The organism is Enterobacter sp. SES19, from assembly GCF_011765665.1.
Taxonomy (GTDB): Bacteria; Pseudomonadota; Gammaproteobacteria; order Enterobacterales; family Enterobacteriaceae; genus Enterobacter; species Enterobacter pseudoroggenkampii.
This window is the reverse complement of the sequence record NZ_CP050320.1, coordinates 468744-491440: the sequence shown is the minus strand read 5'-3', so window position 1 is coordinate 491440 and position 22697 is coordinate 468744. Positions and strand designations below refer to the sequence as shown.

Sequence of the window (22697 nt, the reverse complement as noted above, 5' to 3'; positions counted from 1 at the left end):
CCTCCTACACTGAGAACAGCGTAAATACCTGTGGATGGAAAAATGATTAGTGGAGTGTTGTATGCCCTGCTGGCCGGGATGATGTGGGGGCTGATTTTTGTCGGCCCGCTGATCGTACCCGAGTATCCGGCAATACTGCAGTCGACCGGCCGTTATCTGGCGCTGGGGCTGATTGCCCTGCCCCTGGCGTGGCTGGGACGGGCGCGCTTGCGTCAGCTCAGCCGTCAGGACTGGGGGACCGCGCTGGCGCTGACCATGATGGGCAATCTCATCTATTACGTTTGCCTCGCGAGTGCCATTCAGCGTACCGGTGCGCCAGTATCGACCATGATTATCGGCACGCTGCCGGTCGTCATCCCCGTCTTTGCTAACCTGCTCTACAGCCACCGCGATGGCAAACTGGCGTGGTCAAAAATGGCACCGGCGCTGATCTGCACCGCCCTGGGGCTGATATTCGTCAATATTGCCGAGCTGCGCCATGGGCAGGCGGATGTTGACCTGTGGCGTTACGGTTCTGGCATTCTGCTGGCGTTCATTTCCGTGGCGTGCTGGGCATGGTACGCCCTGCGCAATGCGCGCTGGCTGCGGGAGAACCCGGACAAGCATCCGATGATGTGGGCAACGGCGCAGGCGCTGGTCACGCTGCCCGTATCCATCGTGGGATATCTCGGCGCATGCCTCTGGCTGGGCCATCAGCAGCCGAACTTCACCCAGCCCTTCGGGCCAAGACCGTGGGTGTTTATCGGCCTGATGGTGGCGATTGCGGTGCTGTGTTCATGGGTGGGCGCGCTGTGCTGGAACATTGCCAGCCAGAAGCTGCCGACGGTGATCTTAGGGCCGCTGATTGTCTTCGAAACCCTGGCCGGACTGCTTTATACCTTCCTGATGCGCCAGAGCGTACCGCCGTTATTCACGGCCTGCGGGATCGCGCTGTTGGTCATAGGGGTGGTGATAGCGGTGAGAGCGAAGCCGGAAAAACCGCGGGTAATTCCGGCGTCGGAGATGTGATTTTTGCCGGGTGGCGTAGCCGCCACCCGGCAAGCCCTTAAAACGTTTCCCAGTTCCCTTCTGACGCCGCGGCTACAGGCTGCGATTTTGGCACATAGGTTTTCACCGGTGCCGCTTTAACCGCCTGATTGCGGGTGATTTTGAACACCGCGACCGCTTCGTTCAGGCGTGCAGCCTGATCTTCCAGCGCAGCCGCTGCGGCCGCAGACTCCTCCACCAGCGAGGCGTTCTGCTGGGTCACGCGGTCCATCTCGGCTACCGCCTGGCCCACCTGGTCGATACCGCGGCTCTGCTCGTCAGAGGCCGAGGCAATTTCGCCCATGATGTCGGTGACGCGGGTAACCGCATTGACGATCTCGGCCATCGTGGCCCCGGCTTCGTTAACCAGCTGCGAGCCCGCGTTCACGCGCTCACCGGAATCATCAATAAGCGCTTTGATCTCTTTCGCCGCCTGAGCGCTGCGCTGGGCAAGGGTACGCACTTCCCCGGCCACCACCGCAAACCCGCGCCCCTGCTCGCCCGCGCGCGCCGCTTCCACCGCCGCGTTCAGTGCCAGAATGTTCGTCTGGAAGGCAATACCGTCGATCACGTTAGTAATTTGCGCGATTTTACTGGAACTGGTGGCGATCTCATCCATCGTACGCACCACGCCTTCCACCACGTTACCGCCCTTCTTCGCCGTTGAGGAGGCGTCCAGCGCCAGACGGGACGCCTGACGCGCGTTATCGGCGTTCTGCTTCACGGTTGCCGTCAGCTGTTCCATGCTGGCTGCCGTTTCTTCAAGAGAAGCGGCCTGCTGCTCGGTACGGGAAGAGAGATCGTTACTGCCCGCAGAGATTTCGCCTGCACCGGTGTAAATCGTATCTGCGCCTTCACGCACCACGCCCACCGTGTTCGCCAGCGAGGTTTGCATCTCCTGAACGTTGCGCGCCAGGATGGCCATCTCATTTTTACCGTCAGCCTGAATCGGCTGGGTTAAATCCCCTGCCGCAATGGCGCGAATATGGTTAATCACCTCTTCCAGCGGCAGCAGCAGCACGCGGCGCATAGCAATCCAGCTGGAGATAATCACCACAATCACCAGCAGCATGACCGCAGAGAGGATCCACAGGATGTGCTTGTAATCACTTTCGTTATCCTGAATGCCTTTATCGGTGAGCGCGGCCTGCGCTTCACGCCATTCACGATAAACCGCCTGCATCGCGTTTTGTTTTTGTTCGGCATTCTGCTTGAACATATCTTCCAGATTGCCCTGGCTCAGCAGAACGTTCATTTGCGTCAGCGTTGTAGAGTAATTACGGTACTGCTCCTCAAGGCGATTAGTCAGGTTCTCATCCAGGCCTGGCGTATTCGGCAAGGCATAGTATTTATCGTAATGAACCTGCGCTTCAGTCAGCAGATTTTTCGCCGTGGTCACCAGCTCATTCAGCTGACCGCCGTTAATTTGAGAGGCCATGCTGCTTTGCAGGCGCAGCATCCCGCGGTTCAGGGTGACGCGCGCCTGGTTCAGACTGATCCACGCATCGGTAAACTCCGCCACGTTCTTGCTGGAGAGCTGCGCCACGGTGAAGTTGTCTTTATCGTTGTTCAGGGCGTTGATAAAGATACCGGCGGAAATCACTTGCATGATGCCGAGCACGAGCAGCACCGAAATCAAAAGGGTAATGACTTTTATACGTTTAAACATGCGTTGCCTTTGTTATATGCAGGTTTGTCTGACGTGGATATATCGGCAGGCGCAGCGGGTTGTTTACTGTTTCTCCACCTTTAAAAAGTTTCGAAACCACTTTCCTGAGCCCATTCAGAGAGTTAAATCGGATATTTTTTTGTGATCTGCATCTCACTTTTTCCCGTCCCTCTAAAGGGTTATAGCGCCGGCTTAAAGATGCATTTAATATGCATCTTATATTATTGATGACGAGGTAACTGCTATGGCCTTTCGCGACCAACCCCTTGGCGAGCTGGCGCTCTCCATTCCTCGCGCTTCTGCGCTGTTCCGTAAATACGATATGGATTACTGCTGCGGCGGTAAGCAAACCCTGGCGCGTGCGGCTTCACGCAAAGAGCTGGACGTTGAGGTGATTGAAGCAGAACTGGCGCAGCTGGCCGAGCAGCCCGTCGACAAAGACTGGCGAACCGCTCCGCTCGCGGAAATCATCGACCATATCATCGTGCGATACCATGACCGTCACCGTGAACAGCTGCCGGAGCTGATCCTGCAGGCGACCAAAGTCGAGCGCGTCCATGCCGACAAACCTTCCGTACCGCGCGGTCTGGCAAAGTACCTGACCCTGCTGCACGAAGAGCTTTCCAGCCACATGATGAAAGAAGAGCAGATCCTCTTCCCGATGATTAAACAGGGAATGGGAAGCCAGGCGATGGGACCCATCAGCGTGATGGAAAGCGAGCACGATGACGCGGGTGAACTGCTGGAAGTGATCAAACACACCACCCACAACGTCACGCCGCCGCCAGAAGCGTGCACAACGTGGAAAGCGATGTACAACGGCATTAACGAAACGATCGACGACCTGATGGAACACATCAGTCTTGAGAACAACGTTTTGTTCCCGCGGGCTTTAGCGGGGGAATAAAAAAGGCCGCTGCGGCCTGATGCCCTCACCCCGACCCTCTCCCACAGGGAGAGGGTGCAAAAACTAAAAACGGCAACTGACGTTGCCGTTTTGCTTTTACCTTACGCCTGCCATCCGTTTCTTACCGATAAACACCCAGCCCAGCCCCAGCGCGATAAACCACAGCGGCGTGACGATAAGTGCCTGGCGGGTATCATCTTCCAGCGTCAGCAGAACCAGCACGAAGACGAAGAACGCCATGCACACCCAGCACATTAGCTTGCCCAGCGGCATCTTGTAGATCGATTTTTCATGCAGGTGTGGACGCTGCTTGCGGTACACCAGGTATGAACAGAGGATGATGGTCCAGACGAACATAAACAGGATCGCAGAGACCGTGGTGATCATGGTGAACGCGCCAATCACGCTTGGGTTCACGTAAAGCATCACCACACCGCCCAGCAGGCACATGCAGGAGAAGGTCAACCCTTTTGCCGGTACCGCACGCTTAGAGAGCTTGGCGAACGCGCTCGGCGCCACGCCTTCCTGCGCCAGACCAAACAGCATACGGCTGGTGGAGAATACGCCGCTGTTGGCAGACGAGGCAGCAGAGGTCAGCACCACGAAGTTAATCAGGCTCGCGGCAGCAGGCAGGCCTACCAGCACGAACAGCTCGACGAACGGGCTCTTGGTAGGTACCACGGAGCTCCACGGCGTCACGGACATAATGATGACCAGCGCGAAGACGTAGAACATGATGATACGCACCGGAATGGAGTTGATGGCGCGCGGCAGGGACTTCTCCGGATCTTTGGTTTCCGCAGCGGTCGTTCCGACAAGCTCAATCCCCACAAACGCGAACACCGCAATCTGGAAACCAGCAAAGAAGCCGCTGATGCCTTTCGGGAACCAGCCGCCGTCATTCCACAGATGGGTAAACGACGCCTGAACGCCGGTTGGTGACTGGAAGTGGGTAAGCACCATTACCAGGCCCACCACGATGAGCCCAACAATGGCCACGATTTTGATCATCGCAAACCAGAACTCCATCTCACCGAACATTTTGACGGTGGCGAGGTTCAGGCTCAGCAGCAGCACAATAACCGCCAGCGAGGCCACCCAGTCCGACAGCCCCGGGAACCAGAACTGCGCATAGGCGGTAATCGCCACGACGTCCGCCATACCGGTGACGACCCAGCAGAACCAGTAGGTCCAGCCGGTAAAATAGCCCGCCCATGGACCGAGCAGGTCTGAAGCGAAGTCGCTGAAGGATTTGTATTCAAGGTTCGAGAGCAGCAGTTCACCCATTGCACGCATCACGAAGAACAGCATAAAACCGATAATCATATAAACGAATATGATTGACGGTCCGGCGAGACTGATGGTTTTGCCTGACCCCATAAACAGCCCGGTACCGATGGCACCCCCAATCGCAATGAGCTGAATATGACGGTTTGTGAGATTGCGCCGTAGCGACTGTTCGGACGACGCCTCTTCGTCGGCGACGACTTTGACCTGATCTACCATGTGATATTTTCCTGTTTATGCCTGTCTGTGTTGTTAAGGCTCTTCTGGCCTTTAAATACGTCAAAAGATGACGTTCCCTTGTAAGGGCTAATCGATATTAGGTAAGAATCGGCGGGATGAATACTATGATTTAGATATTATGTTAATAATATGTTGAAAGTGAGTGTCATATCACTCATACAGCGCGAAACAGCTCACAAAAATACACGCAACAGTTTCGTTTGCAAGATAAAATGTTGATAGCACCGTAACTATAGGTTTTTACACTATTTTCCTCTCCCCAACCGGGGAGAGGAAATAAGAAAATTCGATTACAGAATTTCCAGCAGCTCGACTTCAAAGACCAGGGTGCTGAATGGCGGGATGGACGCGCCAGCGCCGCGCTCGCCGTAGGCCAGGTTATGCGGGATAGTCAGTTCCCATTTGGAACCCACTGGCATCAGAGTCAGGGCTTCAATCCAGCCTGCGATAACGCCATTTACCGGGAACTCAGCCGGTTCGCCGCGCGCCACGGAGCTGTCGAAGACGGTACCGTCGATCAGCTTACCGGTGTAGTGCACGCGAACGTGGTCGGTACGCGCCGGGATTGCGCCGTCGCCCTGATTGATCACGCGGAACTGCAGACCAGACTCGGTGCTGTTCACGCCTTCACGCTCGCGGTTCTCTTCCAGATATTTCACACCTTCGGCGGCCATCTCTTCAAAGCGCGCACGACGCACGGCGTCAGCACGTTCGTGGATTTCACGCAGCGCACGGTGCACGACGTCAACCGGAACGGCAGGCTGTTTGCCTTCCAGCGCGTCAGCGATACCCGCCACCAGCGCTTCTGGTAACAGACCTTCCAGGCCGGATTCGCTCAGCTGCTGTCCTACCTGCAAGCCGATACCGTAACTTGCCTGCGCTTCGATAGTGTCAAAAGTCGGGGTGGTCATGGGTTTTCCTTCCATCACATTTAAAGTAGCGGGCAGCATATCAGCCATGCCCTTATGGGTAAAACTTTGTCTGAAGTTAAGGTGACAAACCGCGACGAAACAGAAACAATAGAGAGAACCAGGATTAATCCCGAACTGATGTCACGGATGTCGGGTTTACTACGCCGTTCAGGCAGTTAGCAAACTATACTTCGGGGCACAGGATAAAAAATACGCGGAGCAGGAGGAGTGCCATGCCCGGGCGATTTGAACTGAAACCTACCCTGGCGAAAATCTGGCAGGCGCCGGACAATTTTCGCATCATGGACCCGCTGCCTCCTCTGCATCGCAGAGGGATCATCATTGGTGCGCTGATGGTGATTGTGGGCTTCCTGCTTCCTTCCGGGGGCGATGATGTCGATACCGCACCCGTCACCCGCAATGCCCAACTGGACATTCAGTCGCAGACGCGGCCGCAGCCTGACGCACAGCCGATGCAGACGCAGCTCGTCTCCCCGTCTAACGATCCGGGTCAGGTTGCGCCGGTTGAGCCAGAGCCCATTCAGGATGAACAGCCGCAGGATCAAGCCGCCGCCCCGTCTCAGCCTCAGACGCAGCAGCCCACCGGCATTGAGCAACAGTGGCGCTCCTATCGCGTAGAGCCGGGCAAAACCCTGGCACAGCTGTTCCGCGACCACAACCTGCCGCCAACCGACGTGTATGCCATGGCGAAGGTGGAAGGTGCGGGTAAACCGCTCAGTAACCTGCAGAATGGTCAGATGGTACAGATTCGCCAGAATGCCAGCGGGGTGGTGACAGGGTTAACGATTGATACGGGAAGTGGACAACAGGTACTGTTTACCCGCCAGCCAGACGGCAGTTTTATCAGGGCGCGTTAAGAGCCCGGATCTCTAAAACGCAAAACGCCGGCACAAGGCCGGCGTTTCAACGTGAGCAGAGTAAAAAATTACTCAGCTACAACGTTAACAACCAGTTTAGCGAACACTTCGCTGTGAACCTGGAAGTCAACTTCGTGCTCACCAGTGGTACGCAGAACGCCGTTCGGCAGACGAACTTCGCTCTTAGCCACTTTAACGCCTGCAGCAGATACTGCATCAGCGATATCGCGGGTACCGATGGAACCGAACAGTTTACCTTCGTCGCCAGATTTAGACGCGATGGTAACGGTGCCCAGTGCGTTGATTGCTTCAGCGCGAGCGTTAGCAGCCGCCAGAACGTCAGCCAGTTTGGCTTCCAGTTCAGCGCGACGTGCTTCGAAAAACTCTACGTTTTTCTTGGTAGCTGGAACAGCTTTACCCTGTGGAACCAGGAAGTTACGTGCGTAACCCGCTTTAACGTTAACCTGATCACCCAGGCTGCCCAGGTTTGCTACTTTATCAAGCAGAATAACTTGCATTACCTTATCCTCTTAAAGTCGTATTAATGGACCGTGCCCGATTACTGATGACGATCAGTGTACGGCAGCAGGGACAGGTAGCGAGCGCGTTTGATAGCGCGAGCCAGCTGACGCTGGTATTTTGCACGAGTACCGGTGATACGGCTTGGGACAATCTTACCGCTTTCGGTGATGTAGTTTTTCAGCGTTGCGATATCTTTATAGTCGATCTCTTGAACGCCTTCCGCGGTGAAACGGCAGAACTTGCGACGACGGAAATAACGTGCCATATGGCTAGTCTCCAGAATCTATCAAATCAATCTGCTCGGCATGCAGAACCATTTTGCTCAGGCCGTTCTTTGCCTTGTGGCAAGAGATGAACCCCTGAACGATTACTGCGCTACCGACCGTTAAACTGTGAGTAATGGCCTGGTTTTCGTGTCCGCTAATAATAACGGGCATTTGGCACCACGCCTGCCGGTGAAACCCGGCTTCCTCTTGCACAGAACGATGCTCAAGCACGAACTGGCAATGCGGAATTCCTGATGGACTGACCTTTCGAAGGGGAGCCCTGCATACGATGCCGGACAACGCCAGACGGTTGGTCATCAGAAATTACTCTTCAGAATCCCCAGCATCAGAATCATCTGCGGTTTCGTTTGCGAAATCATCGCGACGCTCACGGCGCTCGTCTTTCGCTTTAACCATCGGAGATGCTTCGGTAACTGCGTTTTTGGTACGCATAACCATGCTGCGGATAACGGCATCGTTGAAGCGGAAGGTAGTTTCCAGCTCATCGATCACTTCCTGCGGCGCTTCAACGTTCATCAGAACGTAGTGTGCTTTGTGCAGTTTGTTGATCGGGTAAGCCAGCTGACGGCGGCCCCAGTCTTCCAGACGGTGGATCGTACCTTCTGCACCAGTGATGGCAGCAGAGTAACGCTCGATCATACCCGGAACCTGTTCGCTCTGGTCAGGATGGACCATAAAAACGATTTCGTAATGACGCATCGAATTGCTCCTTACGGATTATTCAGCCTCCTGTCTGGGTCAGCCGAGGCCCGGGGAGGCAAGGAACGTGTTAAAGGTCGGCTGAAAAATTGACGCGTCATAATACTTGCGCGTCCCTGGAAACTCAAGCTGATTGCACAAATAATTCGCACAAAGCGCGAAGTGGGTCTAAGTGGGTGATTTAAAATTGGTCACACCCGGAAGCGTTGTTTTTTTGAACAACTGCATCAGAAATGGTCACGCATCCCCGCCGGATGAGTGATTACACTTTAATCAGAGATCACCTGAATTAAAGAAGGAGCATCCCCCCTCTCGCAGCACGCAGTCGTGGAGCGCATATCATGAAAAAAATCGCATTAGCCATAATGGCGGCGCTTTTGCTCAGTGCAAACGCGATGGCAGCCATCAAGATAGACAGCCGACAGGCCAGAAACATGGATGATGTGCAAAGCTTGGGCGTCATTTACATCAATCATAATTTCGCCACGGAAAGTGAAGCAGATCAGGCCCTTAATGAAGAAACCGATGCGCAGGGCGCAACCTATTACCACGTGATGTTAACCCGTGAGCCCGGCAGCAACGGCAACATGCACGCCAGTGCAGATATTTACCGATAACGCATTAACGCTAGCACCAGGAAAGCCAACAACGAGAACATAGCCATAGTTGACGTTGCCCCCTGCCCGGGGGCTTTTTTTTTGTGAATGGCTCCGGAATACCACCGGTTACAACTGTTTTTCGGTATTCCAGAGCGCTTATTCACTTCTGACCGTAGTAGGCATTTGGGCCGTGCTTGCGCATGAAATGCTTATTCATCAGGTAATCATCAATGCCCTGAAGCTGTGGGTTGATGCCGCGGGCAATCCACGCCATGCGTGCCACTTCCTCCATGACGACCGCATTATGAACGGCGTCGTGAGCATCTTTTCCCCATGAGAACGGACCGTGCTGATAGATCACAATACCCGGCGTATGCAGCGGCTCACATTCTCCCAGCGTCTCGATAATCACCTTTCCGGTGTTGAGCTCGTATTCGCCTTCCACTTCATCCTGCGTTAATGCCCGCGTACAGGGGATGTCGCCAAAGAAGTAGTCCGCGTGGGTCGTCCCCAGCGCCGGGATGGGCAGCCCCGCCTGTGCCCAGGCCGTCGCGTGCGTGGAGTGGGTATGCACCACGCCGCCAAGGGACGGATAACGCCGGTACAGCGCCAGATGGGTTGCAGTATCTGAAGAGGGACGCCATTTTCCCTCCACGACGTTTCCGTCGAGATCCACCACCACCATATCGTCTGCTTTCATGGTGTCATACGCCACGCCGCTCGGCTTAATCACGATCAGTCCCTGCTCGCGGTCGATAGCGCTGACGTTCCCCCAGGTGAAGGTGACCAGGCCATAGCGCGGCAGATCCATATTGGCTTCAAAGACCTGCTGTTTAAGCTTAAGCATGTTCAGCCTCCAGCAACCCTGCCCGCGCCATACGTTCGCGCACCCAGTCCCGCGCCTTCGCAACTTCCGCTGCCGGGTCGTCCGACGTCTCGCTCCACATCTCAATCAGGTAAGGCCCGCAATAGCCTGTCTGCCTGAGCGTCTCGAAGCACCGTTCAAAATCCACCACCCCGGTGCCGAACGGTACGTTTTTAAACACGCCAGGACGGGTATCTTTGACGTGCACCGCCACGATATGTCCCATGCCCGCCTGCAGCTCCATCTGCACGTCGTTATCCCATGCCGACAGGTTGCCGATATCGGGATAAAGCTGGAACCACGGGTTATTCAGATAGTGCGCGTAGCCCAGCGCCTTGCTGATGGAGTTCATCAGGGGGTAGTCCATGATCTCCATCGCCAGCGTGACCTGTGCACGGCTTGCCATCTCAACGCTCTCTTTCAGGCCGTCACGGAAACGACGGCGCGTTTCATCGTTGGCTTCCTGATAGTAAACGTCATAACCCGCCAGCTGGATCACGCGGATACCGACATCCTGCGCAAAGCGAATGGCTTTACGCATGATCTCCAGCCCCTGCGCGCGTACGGCATCGTCTTCGCTGCCGAGCGGAAAACGACGGTGGGCGCTCAGGCACATGGACGGCACGCGCACGCCCGTTTCAGCAACGGCGCTCACCAGCGCCAGGCGCTGTTCGCGGCTCCAGTCGAGGCGAGAGAGACGCTCGTCCGTCTCATCCACAGACATTTCGACAAAATCGAAGCCCAGCTGTTTTGCCAGCTGTAACCGCTCCAGCCAGCACTCCCCCGCAGGGAGTGCCTTTTCATAGATGCCAAGCGGGACCTGTTTTGACAACATACCCGCTCCTTAGCCCCAATGCTGAGCGATTGAGCGTTTGAACTGACGCGCCGCTTCCACCGGAGACGCCGCATCACGAATGCTGCGACCGGCAATAAAGACGTGAATCGGAATGCCCTGGAACAGCGGCAGATCTTCCAGCGCCAGACCGCCGGTGACGGTGACTTTAAAGCCCATATCGGCCAGACGTTTGATCGCGCTGATATCCGCTTCGCCCCACGCCACCCCTGCGGCCTGCGCATCACGACTACGGTGGTACACCACCTGCTGAATGCCCGCATCGCGCCACTCCTGCGCCTGCTCCCAGGTCCAGAAACCGGTCAACTCAATCTGCACGTCGCCGTTAAACTCTTTTGCCACGTCCAGCGCGCCTTTGGCGGTGTTGATATCCGCACAGCAGATCACGGTGACCCAGTCAGCATTCGCTTCAAAGCACATGCGGGAGAGGATTTTGCCTGCGTCGGCAATTTTGGCATCTGCCAGCACGATTTTATGCGGATAGAGCGCCTTCAGATCGCGAACGGCGCGCACGCCCTCGCCTACGCAGAGAATGGTGCCGACTTCGATGATATCCACTTCTTCCGCGATCAGGCGGGTGGTTTCGTAAGCGTGGGACAGAGTTTGGTTATCCAGCGCAACCTGCAACATGGGTAATGACATGTTCAATTCCTCTTAGACTGCCGCCGCAGTGGCGTTATCAATTAAATCCAGCACGTCCTGCTCGGTACGGCAGGCGCGTAAACGGTCGAAATTAGCTTCGTCATCAAACAGATTGACGATCTGCATGATGCCCACCTCCTGGTGGGTGTTAGCATCGACCGCGGCCATGGTGATCAGGATATCGACCGGATCGTTATCTTCGTGGTTGAACACCAGTGGCGTTTTCAGCGTCACCAGCGCGAAGCCGGTTTTCTTCACGCCCTCTTCAGGACGCCCATGCGGCATTGCCAGCCCTGGCGCAATCACAAAGTAAGGGCCGTGCTGCGCCACGCCATCAAGAATGGCCTGGTAGTAACGCGGCTCGACAACGTCAGCCTTAACCAGCAGATCCACGCTCAGCTTCACCGCTTCCTGCCAGGTGCTGGCCTCAGCCTGTAAAAGGATGGAGTTATTCTCTGCCAGCGAATCACGTAGTTTCATGTGGCGTCCTTACTTCACGTCTTGTGGGAAGTGCTCTTTAATCACTTCCAGCAGTTTTGGTCCGAAATCCGCAGGCGACAGCATGTTGCGCACGCCCACCACATATTTATTGCCCGACACGCTAATTTCGCCGGCGATATGGGTAGAGGCGATGATGATGTCCGCGCCGTTGAGTTCACTTTTGTATTCACCCACCGCGCAGCTGTTCACCGTGTGGTCGATGTTTGACTGGGTTAAAAACTGGTCCACTTTCATCTTCATGATCATGGAGCTGCCTTGCCCATTGCCACACACAGCCAGGATACGTACGGTCATAATCGAAACTCCTTAATGAGCAGAGACTTCTGCTGTTTGTTTTTCCGCATCTTCTTCAGCTCGCAGCGAACGGCCAGCGAAGAACATATAAGCCAGAGCAATCAGGATGATGACGGCCATAAAGACCACCCCGACGGAGGCAAAGCCCTGCATCATCGGCGGTGCCAGAATTGACCAGTCCGCCATGCCCATCCAGGCACTCATACCGGTGAGCTTCACCGCCCAAACGCAACCAAAGATTTCCACCATGCCCATCACCAGGCAGATCTTGAGCGCCGCGCGCCAGCCGCCGAAGTGGTTAGCGAAGACGCCGATGGTAGCGTTGGAGAAGAACATCGGGATAAAGCCAGGAATAATCAGGATTGAGGAGCCGCAGCCGACCAGGATGCCCACCGCAATCAGCTGGCCGATGGTGCCCCACATAAAGCCCCAGACCACCGCGTTTGGCGCGAAGCTGTAGATAGCGGCACAGTCAATCGCCAGCACCGCGCCTGGGATCAGGCGCTGGGAAATACCGTTGAAGGCTTCCGACAGTTCGGCGACAAACATACGCACGCCCTGAGTGATGATGAAAATGGCCACCGCGAAGGAGAAGCCGGTCTGCAGGATATAAACCGTCCAGTGCGTTTTACCCGCCATCGCCTGAACAACGTCAATACCGAAGGAGAGCAGAATGGCGCCGAAGAAGATGGTCATCACAATCGCGGTTGAAACGATGTTGTCATGGAAAATATTCAGCCAGCCCGGCAGCTTGAGGTCTTCAACGCTCTCTTCTTTTTTGCCCAGGTACGGTGCAACTTTATAGGCAATCCAGGAGGCAAACTGCTGCTGATGGCCGATGGAGAAACCGCAGCCGTCAGTCACTTCCTGAGTAGGCTTGTACATCATGTTGGAGGTGATACCCCAGTAGAGCGAGACCAGCACCGCGGTGCAGATAATCGTGGTCCACATTGGGTAGCCGAAGATATAGAGAGAAACCGCGATCAGCCCCGCCTGCTGGAACATGATGTGGCCGGTGAGCATGATGGTGCGAATGCCGGTAATACGGCGTAGCAGAACGTAGATGATGTTCAGGGCCAGGGCGAGCAGTACCGCATACCCCACCCAGCTATAGGCATCACCCATGCGCTCGATGGTCGCCATCATTGAGGCGTAAGTGTCAGAGATGGCACCGTTGATGCCATACACTTCGGACATTTTGGCGACGACCGGCTTAAAGGTGCTGGTCAGAATGCCTGACCCCGCCTGCAACAGCATGAAACCGATAATGGTTTTGATGGTGCCTTTAATAATCACGCTGACGCTTTTGCGCAGCAGGATATAACCCAGACACGTCACGATACCCAGCAGCAGCGGGGCGTTGGTCATTACCTGATTAAAGAACACGGTAAAGACGTTGTAGAGGATCTCCATAACTCTCTCCAGAAATGAGAACACGAGGGGCAATCCCTGTGTGGTTGGTGCCATCACTCTATTAATCACAAATAATCACCACAAGATTGCATTTGATTATTTGTGACGTATCACGCAATTTATTTCCATGGTGTTAGTAATGATTTTCACTACCGTACATGAAAAATAAATTAACCTTTATAATTCATGCGCTTAATGCTTAATACTGGATAGTCTAACAAGGAATAAGTGCAGAGTACGTGAAGTTGCGCAGATAAAATTCCGCATTTTTGCCATTGCAAAGCGCGTCAAATGGTGCCAGCATAAATCACAACAAATCACCATGTGATTACTTTTGATTAAACCAGGAGTCAAAACGATGAGTAAAGTGAACACCATCACCCGTGAGTCATGGATTCTGAGCACCTTCCCGGAGTGGGGCAGTTGGCTGAATGAAGAGATCGAGCAGGAACAGGTTGCTCCTGGTACCTTTGCGATGTGGTGGCTGGGCTGCACCGGTATCTGGCTGAAATCAGAAGGCGGCGCCAATATCTGCGTCGATTTCTGGTGCGGCACCGGCAAGCAGAGCCACGGCAACCCGCTGATGAAAAAAGGCCATCAGATGCAGCGCATGGCGGGCGTAGAAAAACTGCAGCCGAACCTGCGTACCACACCGTTTGTGCTCGATCCGTTTGCCATTCGCCAGATCGACGCCGTCCTTTCTACTCACGATCACAACGATCATATCGACGTGAACGTGGCGGCTGCGGTGATGCAAAACTGTGCTGACGATGTGCCGTTTATCGGGCCACAGACCTGCGTGGATCTGTGGATCGGCTGGGGCGTGCCGAAAGAGCGCTGCATCGTGATGAAGCCTGGGGATGTGGTGAAAATTAAAGATATTGAAATCCACGCGCTGGACGCCTTTGACCGTACAGCACTGATCACCCTGCCTGCCGATCGGAAAGCCGCGGGTGTACTGCCGGACGGTATGGATGAGCGCGCGGTTAACTATCTGTTTAAAACCCCTGGCGGGTCCCTGTACCACAGCGGCGACTCTCACTACTCCAACTACTACGCGAAGCACGGTAACGAGCATCAGATTGACGTGGCGCTGGGCTCCTACGGCGAGAACCCGCGCGGTATTACCGACAAAATGACCAGCGCCGACATGCTGCGCATGGCGGAAGCGCTGAATACCAAAGTGGTGATTCCGTTCCACCACGATATCTGGTCAAACTTCCAGGCCGATCCGCAGGAGATCCGCGTGCTGTGGGAAATGAAAAAAGACCGCCTGAAGTATGGCTTCAAGCCGTTCATCTGGCAGGTCGGCGGCAAGTTCACCTGGCCACTGGACAAAGATAATCTCGAATATCACTACCCACGTGGTTTCGATGATTGCTTCACCATTGAGCCAGACCTGCCGTTCAAGTCCTTCCTCTGATTGTGCAGCCACATCGCCAGACATGATGTCTGGCGATGTCATATTTCTTTTAGTAATTTCACGCTATTTCAAATATCATCTTTTCAAATCAATTCTTATCGGAATAGCTCATGACGGAAGCGCAACGGCATCAAATTCTCCTGGAACTCCTGGCGCAAACCGGGTTTATCACCGTCGAGAAAGTGATCGAACGTTTAGGCATCTCCCCGGCAACGGCGCGGCGGGATATCAACAAGCTGGATGAAAGCGGCAAGCTGAAAAAGGTCCGCAACGGCGCGGAAGCGATCAGCCAGCAGCGCCCTCGCTGGTCTCCGATGAATATTCATCAGGCGCAGAATCATGATGAAAAAGTGCGGATTGCCAGAGCCGCATCGCAGCTGGTGAATCCCGGCGAGAGCGTGGTCATCAACTGCGGCTCCACGGCGTTTCTGCTGGGCCGTGAAATGTGCGGCAAGCCGGTGCAAATCATCACCAACTACTTACCGCTCGCCAACTATCTCATCGACCAGGAGCATGAGAGCGTGGTGATCATGGGCGGGCAGTACAACAAAAGCCAGTCCATCACCCTTAGCCCTCAGGACAGCGAAAACAGTCTCTATGCCGGGCACTGGATGTTTACCAGTGGCAAAGGCCTGACGGCAGATGGCCTGTATAAAACCGATATGCTGACCGCGATGGCGGAGCAAAACATGCTTAACGTTGTGGGCAAGCTCGTTGTGCTGGTCGACAGCAGCAAAGTGGGCGAGCGCGCAGGGATGTTATTCAGCCGTGCCGAACAGATCGACATGGTGATCACCGGCAAAGGCGCCAACCCTGAGATCCTCCAGAAGCTGGAAGATCAGGGCGTAAAAGTGCTGCGCGTTTAAAGGTGCTGGCGGAAAAACGCTACCGTGGCATCCAGCGCCGTTGGCGTGATGCGGTGGCGGACGCCCGGTTCCCACAGACAGGTCAGATTACCGTCCAGTCCTGCATTCATTAACGCCTGCTGCAGGCGGAAGGTTCCCTCGGGCGGGACCACATCATCCGCGTCACCGTGCCACAGCAGCAGCGGGCGATCGGCCAGGCGCGGCAATGCCCGGGTCACTTCCCACTCTTCGAGCGTCGCGGTGATTTCTGCTAAATCCTGAGGGGGAAAGAGCGTCTTCGCCAACGACGTAAAATAGCCCGAGCCCATCAGGCAGGCGACAGACTTCACTTCAGGATGATGCGTCATAATCCCCAGCGCCGTCATACCGCCCATCGACGCTCCAGCCACGGCCAGACGATTGTCGGCCACCAGCCCTGCCTCATACAGCGCATCGCGTAGCCCGGCAAACTCGGTCAGACTCCCGTGCAGAATGTGCCAGAACTGCCCAAGACGCGCCTGTTCGTTACCCAAAAAGCGTGCACCGTGGTCGGGTGCATCCGGCATCACTACCCGAAACCCCGCCTGCGCCAGCGCGACGGCAAAATAACTGTAAACCAGCTTGGATGAGGTAAACCCATGATAAAAAACCACAACAGGCAGCGGTTTATCACGTTTACCCGCTGGCATCGCGTGTAAAATTTCATGGTCGCCGAGGTGGCGTATTTCAATTTCAATCATTGTCGACCCTGTGCGAATGTATGATTCATAATGTTGAGAACTGGGTTACGCTTTCACGTCATTTTCATTCGAAATATACGTCCCAGATAACACTTCGGGAACATTCCCCCAAAACTAAATTCACAGACAACTACACTATGGCTATCAGGAAACGAGATATGGTTATGCGCAGGTTTGCTGCTTTATTGCTGGTGTTTCTGCTCAGTGGCTGTAGCGCGCTGCAGGGAACGCCGCAACCCGCTCCACCGGTCGCCGATCATCCGCAGGAGATTCGTCGTAATCAGACGGAAGGATTACAACGAATGGGCACCATCTCCGCGCTGGTTCGCGGCTCTCCGGATGACGCAGAAGCGGCAATAAAAGCACAGGCCGTCGCCGCCAAAGCAGATTATTACGTCATCATTATGATCGACGAAACCATCATAACGGGACAGTGGTATTCCCAGGCCATTTTGTACCGGAAATAATGGTTTACCTTTGAACGAGATTTACACTGCTTTGCGTCCATAGACATTTTCCTGTCCACAATAAACTCCATGCCCGCGTCAATGGAAGGGAGTTTATTTGCGAAGGATTGCCCGGCGGATACCGGATATATGTGAAATGGAGCTGACGATGAAACGAACTCTTGCTTTGACCTCACTGTTGCTCTCAGCAGGCCTGCTGAGCACCACCGCGCAGTCAGCAGAATTCGCCAGTGCTGATTGTGTGACTGGCCTGAATGAGATTGGCCAGATCTCCGTGAATAATATCTCGGGGAGCCCGCAAGACGTTGAACGTGTCGTGGCATTAAAGGCCGATGAGCAGGGTGCTTCATGGTATCGCATCATCCAGATGCAGGAAGATAACCATATCGACCACTGGCGGGTACAGGCCATTCTCTACGTGTAATCTCCCTCCTGATAAAAGCCACTTATTTTTAGTGGCTTTTCGTTTTTGCAAATTTTTTATCTTATAAAAAACAAAACAAGAACAATAAAATAACATTTTGTTACATTAATTCAGTAAACGTAATCCCCGCTCTGCCGTTGAAGAACCATACCTTTTCAATGATGAGCAATTTATGATCAACATTTTTCGCCGCGCAGGCCTGGGTGCGAAGCTGTCGCTGCTTACGGGCGTCAGTGTCGCCACGCTGTTTCTGCTTTTCACTTTTCTGCTCAGCCAAAAAGCCAGCCAGCAGCTTGAAGCCCTTGCGGTAGAAGATCTGCATAATCAGTCCACCGGCATGGTCGACATGGTGCAGATGTTTAACACCAGCCTGAGTGAAGAGGTTGAGAGCTATACCCGTCTGTTCACCACCTTTTTACCGCAGCCCCTGAACATTGATGCTTCCCAAACCCAGACAATTAACGGGCTCAGCGTTCCGCTTCTGAAAGGCGGAGATACCGGGCTGCATGAAAACAACACGCTTTCGGACGCGTTCCTGAACCGCACGGGAGCCATTTCGACGCTGTTTGTACGCAGCGGTAACGACTTTGTTCGCGTAGCCACTTCCCTGCGTAAAGAGAACGGCGAGCGGGCAATGGGTACCGTTCTGGATAACGCCAGCCCGGCCTTTGCCGCCGTCAACAAAGGTGAAGTCTACCGCGGCCTGGCGCTGCTGTTTGGCAAACGCTACATCACCCAGTACCAGCCGGTTAAAAACGCCGAAGGACAGGTCATTGCGATCGTCTTTGTCGGGGTGGACATCACCCACTCCTGGAACGTCATGCGTGAGAAAATCCTCAACCGCCGCCTGGGCGAGAGCGGTCACTTCTTCGTGCTGGATCGCAGCAACGGCAAAACGCGCGGGCAATACCTTTTCCACGCCAGCGAAGAGGGAAAACTGCCGAAGTGGGACGACGCGACGCAGCAGCAGCTTCTGAGTAATAAACCCGGCACGCTGGAGCGCGTAAGCGACGACGGTCGCACGCTGAAAATGGCTTATACCCCGCTGCCAGGCTGGAACTGGACTATCGTGGGTGAAGTGGATAAATCGGTGCTGCTCTCAAGCGTCACCGCCATGCGCGACGGTTTCCTCCTCGCCGGTACGGCCTTATCCATCCTGTTTGCTGGCCTGTTTGTAGTCCTGATTCGCCGGGTGCTGACCCGACCACTGCGCAATGTGATCCATCTTGCCCGGCAATATGCCGCAGGGGATCTCCGTTCCAGCCTGCCCGTGACGCGTCAGGACGAAGTCGGCCAGCTGATCGACGCCATCAACGGCATCGGTGGCGGCCTGCAAAAAATTGTCCTGCAGGTCCGCGAGGCCGCAGGTGAGATCCATTCAGGCACCAACGCGCTAGCCGCCGATACGGGCGAAATTTCAGAGCAGATCAACAAGCAGGCCAGCAGCGTGGAAGAGACCTCCGCCAGCATGGAGCAGCTGGCCGCCACCGTACAGCAAAATGCCGCCAACATGGAGCAAACGCAGCAGCTGGTGGGTGAAACCTCGCTCGCGGTTCATCAGGGCGGTGAGACAGTCACCCACGCGGTGTCGACCATGGACGACATTCGCGAAGCGTCAAAACGCATCGCAGACATCACGCGCGTGATCGAGTCCATTGCTTTTCAGACCAATATCCTGGCGCTGAATGCGGCCGTGGAAGCGGCTCGCGCGGGCGAGCACGGTAAAGGGTTTGCGGTCGTCGCGCAGGAAGTTCGCGCCCTGGCGGGACGCAGCGCTAACGCGGTGAAGGAGATTGAACAGCTGATTGGCGATACGCTCAGAAAAGTCAGTGAGGGTCATGCGCTGTCTGAACAGACGCGCCTGGCGATGGATGACATCATCATTCATATCGATAACATCAGCCAGCTGGTCACCGAGATTAACCATGCCTCACGCGAGCAGTCCGCCGGGATCGGTCAGGTGAACCTCGCCATGACCCACATTGGCGAAGCGTCGCATATCAATGCCGATCGCATCTCACGCAGCGAACAAACGGCTCAAACGCTGCGCGAGAAGGGTTCACACCTGGCTCAACTGGTGAGTCTGTTCCAGCTAAAAGGCTAGCCGACTCTGCCCGTCGCACGCAGCAGCAGGTCACTTTGCACCTGCTCGCTCATCACCGTTCCGCCACGGGTATCCAGCATCATGCGGCACCACGCCTGCGCCACCGGGGGCGACGCGTGCCGCAGCATTTCGCTCCCGGCACTCAGCAGGAAAAGCTGCTGGGCGATCTCCCGCCCCTGCGCCTCCTGCGGTTTACGCAGTTTTTGCTGAAGCTGCCGCCAGCTGCGGTCGAAGTGTCTGTCCTGCCCTTTTACCTGCGCAAACTCATCGGCAAGCCGATCGTGTATACCCGGCTGCTTCGCCAGCACGCGCAGCACGTCCAGGCACATGATATTGCCTGACCCTTCCCAGATGCTGTTCACCGGCATCTCGCGATACAGGCGGGGAAGTTCGCTCTCCTCGCAATACCCGACTCCCCCCAGCACCTCCATCGCTTCAGCCACAAACGGGATGCCCGCTTTGCACACGCTAAATTTCGCGGCCGGGGTAAACAGCCGCGCCCATGCCGCCTCCTGCGGATCCGCGCGTTTATCCCACGCCCGCGCCAGGCGGAACAGCAGCGCCGTTTGCCCCTCCAGCACCAGCGCCATCCGGCTTAGCACTTCGCGCATGAGCGGCTGATCGATAAGATTTTTGCCGAAGGTCTGGCGCTGATGCGCATGGTACAGCGCCACGGAGAGCGCACGGCGCATCAGTCCGTGGCTGCCCAGCGCGCAGTCGAAACGCGTCAGCCCGCCCATTTTGAGGATCTGCCGTACCCCTTCGCCTTCTTCCCCCAGCAGCCAGCCGGAGGCATCAAGGAATTCCACCTCGCTGCTGGCGTTGGAGCGGTTCCCGAGCTTGTCCTTAAGGCGCTCCAGCCGGACGGCGTTGCGCTGCCCGTCAGGTAAAAAGCGCGGCACAAAAAAGCAGGATAATCCGCCCTTCGCCTGGGCCAGCACCAGATGCGCATCGCTTTGCGGGACGGAGAAAAACCATTTATGTCCCACCAGCCTATAACTGCCGTCGCTGCATTTTTCCGCCCTGGTGGTGTTGCTCAGCACGTCCGATCCGCCCTGCTTTTCCGTCATCCCCATACCGATCAGCAGGCCGCGCTTTTGCGCGCCGGGCGCAAGATGAGGATCGTAGCGATCGCTGAGCAGCGGCGTCAGCCAGTCGTGAAAGGGTTTGGGGAGCGCCTGCTGCAGGAGCGGTGTCGCGGCAAACGTCATGGTGACAGGGCACAGCGTGCCCGCCTCCACCTGAGCATGAAGCACAAAGCGTGCGGCCCGCGCGACAAACGCCCCTTTACGCGCCTCCTCTTCCCACGCCAGGTTATGCACGCGGTTGGCACACAGGCCCTGCATCAGCAGGTGCCATGCCGGGTGAAAGCGGACGTCATCCAGCCGCTCCCCGGTGGCGTCATAGCGAAGCAACTCCGGCGGATTCACGTTCGCCAGCCTGCCCAGCTCCAGCGATTCCGCCGTACCCAGCTGCTGACCAATGCTGGCGAGGAGTTCGATATCCCACTCGGCCCCTTCACGCGAGACCGCATCGCGCAGGGCGCAGTCGGAGAGGAAAAGGTTACTGTTGGAAAGCGGTGCAGGTTGATTGAAAACGGTATGGGTCTGCCAGTGCATGCTGTCTCCCTCCTTCAGTGGCAATGACGATAAGTATGGACAGACCGCGCACACGCTGCATGGGAGGGGAGTCACACGTTCACGATCCCGCTGATATCATTCGTGAAATAGCTCACAGAACATAAGAATAAACTATTTCATGACTTCGCTTTTGTTGAATAATTTATTCTTACCCTTTTCAGTGAGGATCGTTATGCAACCGGATGCGCACAAGCGAGCATTAATTGCAGGCTCCATTGGTAACTTTATCGAGTGGTATGAGTTTGCGGTCTACGGTTTTCTGGCGACCGTCATTGCGAAAAACTTCTTCCAGCTTGAAGGGGAAGCGGGGCTCACCAGCCTGATCCTCACCTACGCCTCGTTTGCCATCGCCTTCTTCTTCCGCCCGCTGGGTGCGGTGGTGTTTGGCCGCATCGGCGACCGGATTGGCCGTAAGCCGACGCTCATTATTGTGCTGGTGCTGATGACGCTCGCTACCGCCGCCATCGGCATTGTGCCGGTCTATGCCAGCATCGGGATTGCCGCGCCGCTCATTATTACGCTGCTGCGCATCCTGCAGGGACTGTTCGCGGGCGGTGAGTACGGCGGTGCGGTCTCGCTGATGACGGAGTTTGCCCCGCGCGGCAAGCGTGGGCTCTATGGCGCGTGGCAGTCCTTTACCGTGGCGCTGGGGCTGTTAGCAGGCGCAGGCATCGTGGCGCTGCTCTCTATCCTCCTCACGCCGGAAGCCCTGCACGACTGGGGCTGGCGTATTCCGTTCTTCCTGGCGTTACCCATGGGCGTCGTTGCGCTGTGGCTTCGTGTCAGCATGGAAGAGACACCCAGCTTTGTGCAGCAGCAGGATAAACCGGTTATCGCTCAGGCGGATACTGCCGCCACGCTCCGGGCCATCGCGATGGGGATTGGGCGCGTAATGGTCTGGTCTGCGGCGGGGTACACTTACCTGGTGATTATGCCGACCTATCTGCAGTCGGCGCTGCACACCGGGTTTAACCAGGCGCTGCTTATAGCGGTGATTTCGAATATTGGTTTTGCACTCACCATCATTCCGTCGGGGATCCTGAGCGACCGGATCGGGCGCCGCACGGTGATGATTATCGCCACCGCGCTGCTGCTGATCCTCGCCCTGCCGCTGCTGAAAATTCTTCAGGCAGAGTCGAGTACGCTGGCGGTGAAGGCTGTTGTGGTGTTGATTGCGGGCGGTCTGGTGGGCATGCTGGCGGGGCCAGGCCCGGCAATGCTATCTGAGATGTTCCCGACGCGCGTGCGCTATACGGGACTGGGGCTGGCCTACTCGTTGTCGAATGCGATTTTCTCGGGCTGTGCGGGGTTAATTATTACCGGGCTGATTAAGCAGACGGGTAACCTGGATATTCCGGCGTACTACGTGATGGCGACGGCGGTGGTGAGTATTTTCGCGCTGATGACGCTGCGGAAGGATGACCATTTGCGGTCGTTAGAGGAGTGAGTTTGTCACCGTCT

At 55.8% G+C, this 22697-nt stretch carries 25 protein-coding genes; 10 read left to right on the top strand and 15 right to left on the bottom strand.

Going from position 1 to position 22697, the window contains the following annotated elements:
- The first annotated feature begins 42 nt into the window (after positions 1-42).
- A complete protein-coding gene (locus tag GXP72_RS02295) occupies positions 43-1008 on the top strand; it encodes a DMT family transporter (RefSeq protein WP_208763433.1) in 966 nt (321 codons plus the stop codon).
- A gap of 37 nt (positions 1009-1045) precedes the next feature.
- On the opposite strand, the gene GXP72_RS02290 is transcribed toward GXP72_RS02295, so the two are convergent.
- Positions 1046-2695 carry a methyl-accepting chemotaxis protein gene (locus GXP72_RS02290; protein WP_024907313.1) on the bottom strand — a complete coding sequence of 550 codons (1650 nt, stop codon included), beginning with the start codon at positions 2693-2695 and terminating at the stop codon, positions 1046-1048.
- A 244-nt stretch (positions 2696-2939) separates the two neighbouring features.
- Between GXP72_RS02290 and ytfE the strand changes: the two genes are divergently transcribed.
- Complete coding sequence (ytfE, locus tag GXP72_RS02285; RefSeq protein WP_148770179.1) at positions 2940-3602, top strand: iron-sulfur cluster repair protein YtfE; 663 nt, start codon at positions 2940-2942, stop codon at positions 3600-3602.
- Positions 3603-3698: 96 nt separating this feature from the next.
- On the opposite strand, the gene cycA is transcribed toward ytfE, so the two are convergent.
- The gene (gene cycA, locus GXP72_RS02280) at positions 3699-5108 is read right to left on the bottom strand and encodes a D-serine/D-alanine/glycine transporter (protein ID WP_024907315.1); all 1410 of its coding nucleotides are present in this window, start codon (positions 5106-5108) and stop codon (positions 3699-3701) included.
- A gap of 311 nt (positions 5109-5419) precedes the next feature.
- Positions 5420-6040, bottom strand: a complete 621-nt coding sequence (gene fklB, locus GXP72_RS02275) for an FKBP-type peptidyl-prolyl cis-trans isomerase (protein WP_008502892.1) — start codon at positions 6038-6040, stop codon at positions 5420-5422.
- A 233-nt stretch (positions 6041-6273) separates the two neighbouring features.
- On the opposite strand from fklB, the gene GXP72_RS02270 reads away from it, so the two are divergent.
- On the top strand, positions 6274-6918 hold the full coding sequence (locus GXP72_RS02270; RefSeq protein WP_048989485.1) for an OapA family protein: 645 nt from the start codon (positions 6274-6276) through the stop codon (positions 6916-6918).
- A gap of 68 nt (positions 6919-6986) precedes the next feature.
- On the opposite strand, the gene rplI is transcribed toward GXP72_RS02270, so the two are convergent.
- Genes rplI through rpsF form a run of 4 tightly spaced genes read right to left on the bottom strand, consistent with a single transcriptional unit; the run spans position 6987 to position 8426 of the window.
- Positions 6987-7436, bottom strand: coding sequence for a 50S ribosomal protein L9 (gene rplI, locus GXP72_RS02265; protein WP_023310148.1), 450 nt, complete (start codon positions 7434-7436; stop codon positions 6987-6989).
- A 41-nt stretch (positions 7437-7477) separates the two neighbouring features.
- Entirely contained in the window at positions 7478-7705 is a 228-nt protein-coding gene (gene rpsR / locus GXP72_RS02260; protein ID WP_000135199.1) for a 30S ribosomal protein S18, read from the bottom strand.
- Positions 7706-7709: 4 nt separating this feature from the next.
- Positions 7710-8024, bottom strand: coding sequence for a primosomal replication protein N (gene priB / locus GXP72_RS02255; RefSeq protein ID WP_008502895.1), 315 nt, complete (start codon positions 8022-8024; stop codon positions 7710-7712).
- 6 nt (positions 8025-8030) lie between these two features.
- Positions 8031-8426 carry a 30S ribosomal protein S6 gene (rpsF, locus tag GXP72_RS02250; RefSeq protein WP_014068637.1) on the bottom strand — a complete coding sequence of 132 codons (396 nt, stop codon included), beginning with the start codon at positions 8424-8426 and terminating at the stop codon, positions 8031-8033.
- 341 nt (positions 8427-8767) lie between these two features.
- Between rpsF and yjfY the strand changes: the two genes are divergently transcribed.
- Positions 8768-9043 carry a DUF1471 family protein YjfY gene (yjfY, locus tag GXP72_RS02245; RefSeq protein WP_010427445.1) on the top strand — a complete coding sequence of 92 codons (276 nt, stop codon included), beginning with the start codon at positions 8768-8770 and terminating at the stop codon, positions 9041-9043.
- 142 nt (positions 9044-9185) lie between these two features.
- Here the strand turns inward: yjfY and GXP72_RS02240 are convergent, their stop codons facing one another.
- The 6 genes from GXP72_RS02240 to ulaA are packed head-to-tail and all read right to left on the bottom strand — an operon-like array spanning position 9186 to position 13593.
- Complete coding sequence (locus GXP72_RS02240) at positions 9186-9872, bottom strand: L-ribulose-5-phosphate 4-epimerase (protein WP_208763432.1); 687 nt, start codon at positions 9870-9872, stop codon at positions 9186-9188.
- The gene (locus GXP72_RS02235; RefSeq protein WP_208763431.1) at positions 9865-10725 is read right to left on the bottom strand and encodes an L-ribulose-5-phosphate 3-epimerase; all 861 of its coding nucleotides are present in this window, start codon (positions 10723-10725) and stop codon (positions 9865-9867) included. Before GXP72_RS02235 ends, GXP72_RS02240 begins: the two co-directional genes overlap by 8 nt.
- Before the next feature lie 9 nt (positions 10726-10734).
- Positions 10735-11385: a 3-keto-L-gulonate-6-phosphate decarboxylase UlaD gene (gene ulaD, locus GXP72_RS02230; RefSeq protein ID WP_208763430.1), complete on the bottom strand. Its 651-nt coding sequence runs from the start codon at positions 11383-11385 to the stop codon at positions 10735-10737.
- A gap of 12 nt (positions 11386-11397) precedes the next feature.
- Complete coding sequence (gene ulaC / locus GXP72_RS02225; RefSeq protein WP_024907321.1) at positions 11398-11865, bottom strand: PTS ascorbate transporter subunit IIA; 468 nt, start codon at positions 11863-11865, stop codon at positions 11398-11400.
- 9 nt (positions 11866-11874) lie between these two features.
- Complete coding sequence (gene ulaB / locus GXP72_RS02220; RefSeq protein WP_003856022.1) at positions 11875-12180, bottom strand: PTS ascorbate transporter subunit IIB; 306 nt, start codon at positions 12178-12180, stop codon at positions 11875-11877.
- Positions 12181-12192: 12 nt separating this feature from the next.
- On the bottom strand, positions 12193-13593 hold the full coding sequence (ulaA, locus tag GXP72_RS02215) for a PTS ascorbate transporter subunit IIC (RefSeq protein ID WP_024907322.1): 1401 nt from the start codon (positions 13591-13593) through the stop codon (positions 12193-12195).
- A gap of 358 nt (positions 13594-13951) precedes the next feature.
- On the opposite strand from ulaA, the gene ulaG reads away from it, so the two are divergent.
- Together ulaG and ulaR are read left to right on the top strand one after the other, a co-directional pair.
- Entirely contained in the window at positions 13952-15016 is a 1065-nt protein-coding gene (ulaG, locus tag GXP72_RS02210; protein ID WP_032643820.1) for an L-ascorbate 6-phosphate lactonase, read from the top strand.
- Positions 15017-15126: 110 nt separating this feature from the next.
- Positions 15127-15882, top strand: a complete 756-nt coding sequence (gene ulaR, locus GXP72_RS02205) for an HTH-type transcriptional regulator UlaR (protein ID WP_024907324.1) — start codon at positions 15127-15129, stop codon at positions 15880-15882.
- Here the strand turns inward: ulaR and yjfP are convergent.
- A complete protein-coding gene (gene yjfP / locus GXP72_RS02200; protein WP_048989494.1) occupies positions 15879-16601 on the bottom strand; it encodes an esterase in 723 nt (240 codons plus the stop codon). The genes ulaR and yjfP overlap by 4 nt on opposite strands.
- A gap of 137 nt (positions 16602-16738) precedes the next feature.
- On the opposite strand from yjfP, the gene bsmA reads away from it, so the two are divergent.
- The 3 genes from bsmA to GXP72_RS02185 all read left to right on the top strand — a co-directional run bounded on the left by bsmA (position 16739) and on the right by GXP72_RS02185 (position 19596).
- Positions 16739-17068 (top strand): biofilm peroxide resistance protein BsmA, encoded by a 330-nt coding sequence (bsmA, locus tag GXP72_RS02195; protein WP_024907326.1) that lies wholly within the window; start codon positions 16739-16741, stop codon positions 17066-17068.
- Positions 17069-17216: 148 nt separating this feature from the next.
- Positions 17217-17492 carry a DUF1471 family protease activator YjfN gene (gene yjfN, locus GXP72_RS02190; protein ID WP_023310144.1) on the top strand — a complete coding sequence of 92 codons (276 nt, stop codon included), beginning with the start codon at positions 17217-17219 and terminating at the stop codon, positions 17490-17492.
- Positions 17493-17664: 172 nt separating this feature from the next.
- Positions 17665-19596: a methyl-accepting chemotaxis protein gene (locus GXP72_RS02185; protein WP_208763429.1), complete on the top strand. Its 1932-nt coding sequence runs from the start codon at positions 17665-17667 to the stop codon at positions 19594-19596.
- Here the strand turns inward: GXP72_RS02185 and GXP72_RS02180 are convergent.
- Positions 19593-21215 carry an isovaleryl-CoA dehydrogenase gene (locus GXP72_RS02180; protein WP_048989497.1) on the bottom strand — a complete coding sequence of 541 codons (1623 nt, stop codon included), beginning with the start codon at positions 21213-21215 and terminating at the stop codon, positions 19593-19595. The two genes, GXP72_RS02185 and GXP72_RS02180, sit on opposite strands and share 4 nt — an antisense overlap.
- Before the next feature lie 193 nt (positions 21216-21408).
- Here GXP72_RS02180 and GXP72_RS02175 point away from each other — a divergent pair, with 193 nt between their 5' ends.
- Positions 21409-22683, top strand: a complete 1275-nt coding sequence (locus GXP72_RS02175) for an MFS transporter (RefSeq protein WP_048989499.1) — start codon at positions 21409-21411, stop codon at positions 22681-22683.
- The last annotated feature ends 14 nt before the right edge of the window (positions 22684-22697 follow it).